The 3,555-nt window shown below is 74.1% G+C and carries 2 protein-coding genes; one reads left to right on the top strand and one right to left on the bottom strand.

The window, feature by feature from the left end:
* On the bottom strand, window positions 1–727 hold a 727-nt coding region (locus AB0E96_RS39615), incomplete at its 3' end, for a GPP34 family phosphoprotein (RefSeq protein WP_359831487.1).
* Window positions 728–1,025: 298 nt separating this feature from the next.
* Between AB0E96_RS39615 and AB0E96_RS39610 the strand changes: the two genes are divergently transcribed.
* Complete coding sequence (locus tag AB0E96_RS39610) at window positions 1,026–3,515, top strand: hypothetical protein (protein WP_359831485.1); 2,490 nt, start codon at window positions 1,026–1,028, stop codon at window positions 3,513–3,515.
* The last annotated feature ends 40 nt before the right edge of the window (window positions 3,516–3,555 follow it).

The following is a 3,555-nucleotide window of genomic DNA, read 5'->3' as shown; positions in this document are numbered from 1 at the left end:
CCGGGGCGGCGGCCCCCCCCCCCCCCCCCCCCGGCCGGCCGCGCCGGGGCCCCGTCCGGCCGGGGGCGGCCCCGGAACCCTGGGAAGAACGGTTCTGCTGCGCCGGCAGGCCGTTCTGCACGTCCATCACGGCGTGCGCGACCATCCCGCCCAGCGGGTCGTACCGGATCAGGTCGCGCAGCCGCGACCGCGAGGACCGGCCCTCGTTGCCCGGGTACAGGTGCTTGCCCAGCCCGACCGAGTGGGCGAGCGCGGCGAGCGCGGCCGTCCGCGGGTCCGGCGGGACGCCGGTGCGGATCGCGGTGTCCAGCCGCTGCTTGATCGCGGCGTTGGTGCAGTCGTCGGACGCCTGGTACCGGGTCGTCGGCAGCACCCCGCACACCTGGCCGGGCACGGCCGTGACCATGCCGCAGCGCTCCAGGTGCGCCAGGTACGTCTGCCGCAGCCCCAGCCGGGGCCCGCCGATCCAGTGCGCCGCGCGGACCGGACTGCCGCGTCGGCGCAGCAGTTCCAGTGCGTGGTCAAGGGTCGGGTCGCCGGTCGGCCGTGCGAGCACGACGGCGATCCGGTCTCCCTCCGGTACGATCCGTCCGGCCAGGGACAGCTCGACGAGCTGCGCCCCGGCGAGTCCGAGGTCGAGGGTCTGCGGCTGCGCCGTGGTACCCGTGGTCGGGTCCAAAGCGAGCAGCAAGAGTTCCTCGGGAACAGTTCTGCGGCTCTTGCCCATCCAAGCCTCCCCGCGTGGATGAGAGACAGGGTGACGCCTCTCACACGGGCTTGTCGAGTACGCCTCCGAATCGTGACCTTGCGGTGAAGGCGCGGAACCGGCGGCGGCGGGCCCGGCGTCTGACCGGTGAACGGACCGCGGTGCGGCCGGGCGCCGACAATAAGCGCCGGTCGGGCGGGGTGTGCGCGGCCGGATCGGCCGACGGTGGCGGAGACTGTACAGGTACACGGAGCGGGGCGTCGGCTTCCCGAAATCGGGTTCGCCGGTGCCCCGCCGGGCGTTGAGGAGGCTGGGATACGTGGGCGAGTCCCCCGACAGGGTGCTGAGGGACGGCGACGAGCGGCAGCGGGACCGCGAGCGCGAACGGACCGGTGCGTCGGCCGGCGCTGCCGAGGCCGCCGCCGAGGCCGCCACTGAGGCCGCCGGGGGCGGCCGGGGCGCATCGGCCGAGCGTGCGTCAGCCGACCGCGCGTCAGCCCCCGGCGCCGCCGGGGCGACCTCCGGGACCTCCGGGACCTCCGCCGCCGACGCCTCCCCGGACGCTCCTGCGGAGACCTCCGGCGGGACGGGCCCGGAGACGGCTCCGGAGACGGTTCCGGAGCCGGCCGCCGACGCTCCCGCGGAGACGCCCAAGGGCGGCTTGACCGTGGAGCTCCGCGTCCGGGATGTGGACAGCAGGACGACGATGCTGCGGCTGCCGGTGGACGACAGGACCACCGCGCTGCGGCTGCCCGAGGCGCTGGTGAAGCCCGCCGGCGAGAGCACTTCCGAAGGTGGGGACAAGGAGAAGGAGTCCTCGCCGGACACCGCGGAGGCGGCCGAGCCCGCCGCGCGTCCGGTCGCCGCCGACCCCCGTCTCGCCATCCGGACGGCCGGCGCGGTGGCGGGGAAGGCCGGGAAGGCCGGGGAGAAGGCGGCCGAGTCGTCGGGGGAGACCGGCTCCGGCTCCGCCTCCGCGGCCGCGGAGGCCGGGGAGCCGACCGGGAAGCCGGCCGACGAGTCGGTCGGGAAGGCCGAAGGAAAGACCGAAGGAACGACTGAAGGACAGACCGAAGGGGCGACGGCCGACGACGCGGCCGCCGAGGCCGACGGGACGGAGGGCGACCCGGAGGAGACCGCGGACGCCGGGCACACCGCCGCCGCCGACGCCGCCGAGGACGCCCCCGCGAAGGGCGCCATGACCCTCGCGCTGACCAAGACCGGGCAGCCTGGTCAGCCGTCGGGCCGGAAGCCGGACAAGCAGCCGGGCCGGGGCGCGAAGCTGGAGAAGCCCGCGCCGCTGCGCGCCGCGGCCGCCGTACCCGCGTCCGGCACCGTGCCGGAGCCGAAGCCCAAGCCCCTCCCCGAGCCCGAGCCGACCCCCGGCCCGGCGCCGCTGCCGAAGCCGACCCCCGCTCCCCGACCGGCCCCGAAGCCGCTGCCGGAGCCCGACCCGCGGCCGGTGCCGCCGGTCCCGCCGCTGCCCAAGCCCGAGCCGCTGCCCGCCCCGGAGCCGCTGCCGTCGCCGGAGAACACCGCCGAGGCGATGGAGGTCCTGGCCTCCCTCAACGCCCGCCCGGTCTCGCCGCTGCGGCGCGCCCTCAAGCGGGTGACCATCTGGACGGTCTTCTTCGCCGTGGTGCTCGGCGCGCTCGCGGTGGCCCAGCTGCTGCGTCCGCTGCCGGACCCCAAGCTGAGGATGACCGCCGCGGGCAGCTTCAGCTTCTCCGGCGACGCGCTCGACCTGGCCTGGCCGGCCAAGGGCCAGTCCGCCGCCGAGGTGGTCGGCGTGGGCAGCCTCGGCAGCTCGGGCCAGGAGACGCCGGCCTCGATCGCCAGCGTCACCAAGGTGATGAACGCCTACCTGATTCTCCAGAAGTTCCCGCTGAAGAAGGGGGAGAGCGGCCCGAAGATCACCGTCGACAAGCAGGCCGCGCAGGAGTCCGGGAACAAGGACGAGTCCCGGGTGACCCTCACCGAGGGCCAGGTGCTCACCGAGTACCAGGCGCTGGAACTGCTGATGCTGCCCTCGGCCAACAACGTGGCCCGGCTGCTCGCCCGCTACCACTCCGGCTCCGAGGACGAGTTCGTCAAGCTGATGAACGACACCGCGAGCAAGTTCGGCATGGCCAACACCATCTACGCCGACCCGGCGGGCTTCAACGCGGACACCAAGTCCACCGCCAAGGACCAGCTGAAGCTGGCCGAGCAGGTCATGCAGGACGAGATCTTCCGGCAGATCGTCTCCACCCCGGAGACCAACTTCAACAACGTGAAGATCCCCAACACCAACAACCTGATCAACCCGAAGACCGGCGTCATCGGCGTCAAGACCGGCTCCAGCACCCCGGCCGGCGGCTGCCTGATGTGGGCCGCGTACAAGGAGATCGGCGGCGTGAAGCGGATGATCCTGGGCGTCACGCTGGGCCAGCCGCCGGCGGTGCTCGCCCCGGGGGACGGCATCCTGGAGAGCGTGCTCAAGGTCAGCGGCAAGCAGATCCAGGCCGCGCAGAACGGCGTGACCGGTCAGACCGTGGTGAAGAAGGGCGACGTCGTCGGCTCGGTGGACGACGGGCTCGGCCGCAAGGTCGCGGTCGTCGCGACCAAGGACCTGGTGGTGGCGGGCTTCCCCGGCATCTCCGGCACGGTCACCCTGGAGTCGGCGAAGATGGGCCACAGCGAGCCGGCCGGCAAGGAGGTCGGCGTGCTGCGGGTGGGCTCGGGCGACGACAAGGCGGAGGTCCCGGTGGCCCTCCAGTCCGATCTGAACCCGCCGTCGATCCAGTCCCGGCTGCTGCGCACGCTGTGAGGCGTTGAGCCGCCGAGGCACGGAGGCAAGGAGAAGGGGA

Source organism: Kitasatospora sp. NPDC036755 (genome assembly GCF_040636595.1).
In the GTDB taxonomy this organism is placed as follows: Bacteria; Actinomycetota; Actinomycetes; order Streptomycetales; family Streptomycetaceae; genus Kitasatospora.
The sequence above is the reverse complement of the archived record's forward strand: the minus strand, read 5'-3'. Positions and strand labels throughout refer to the sequence as shown.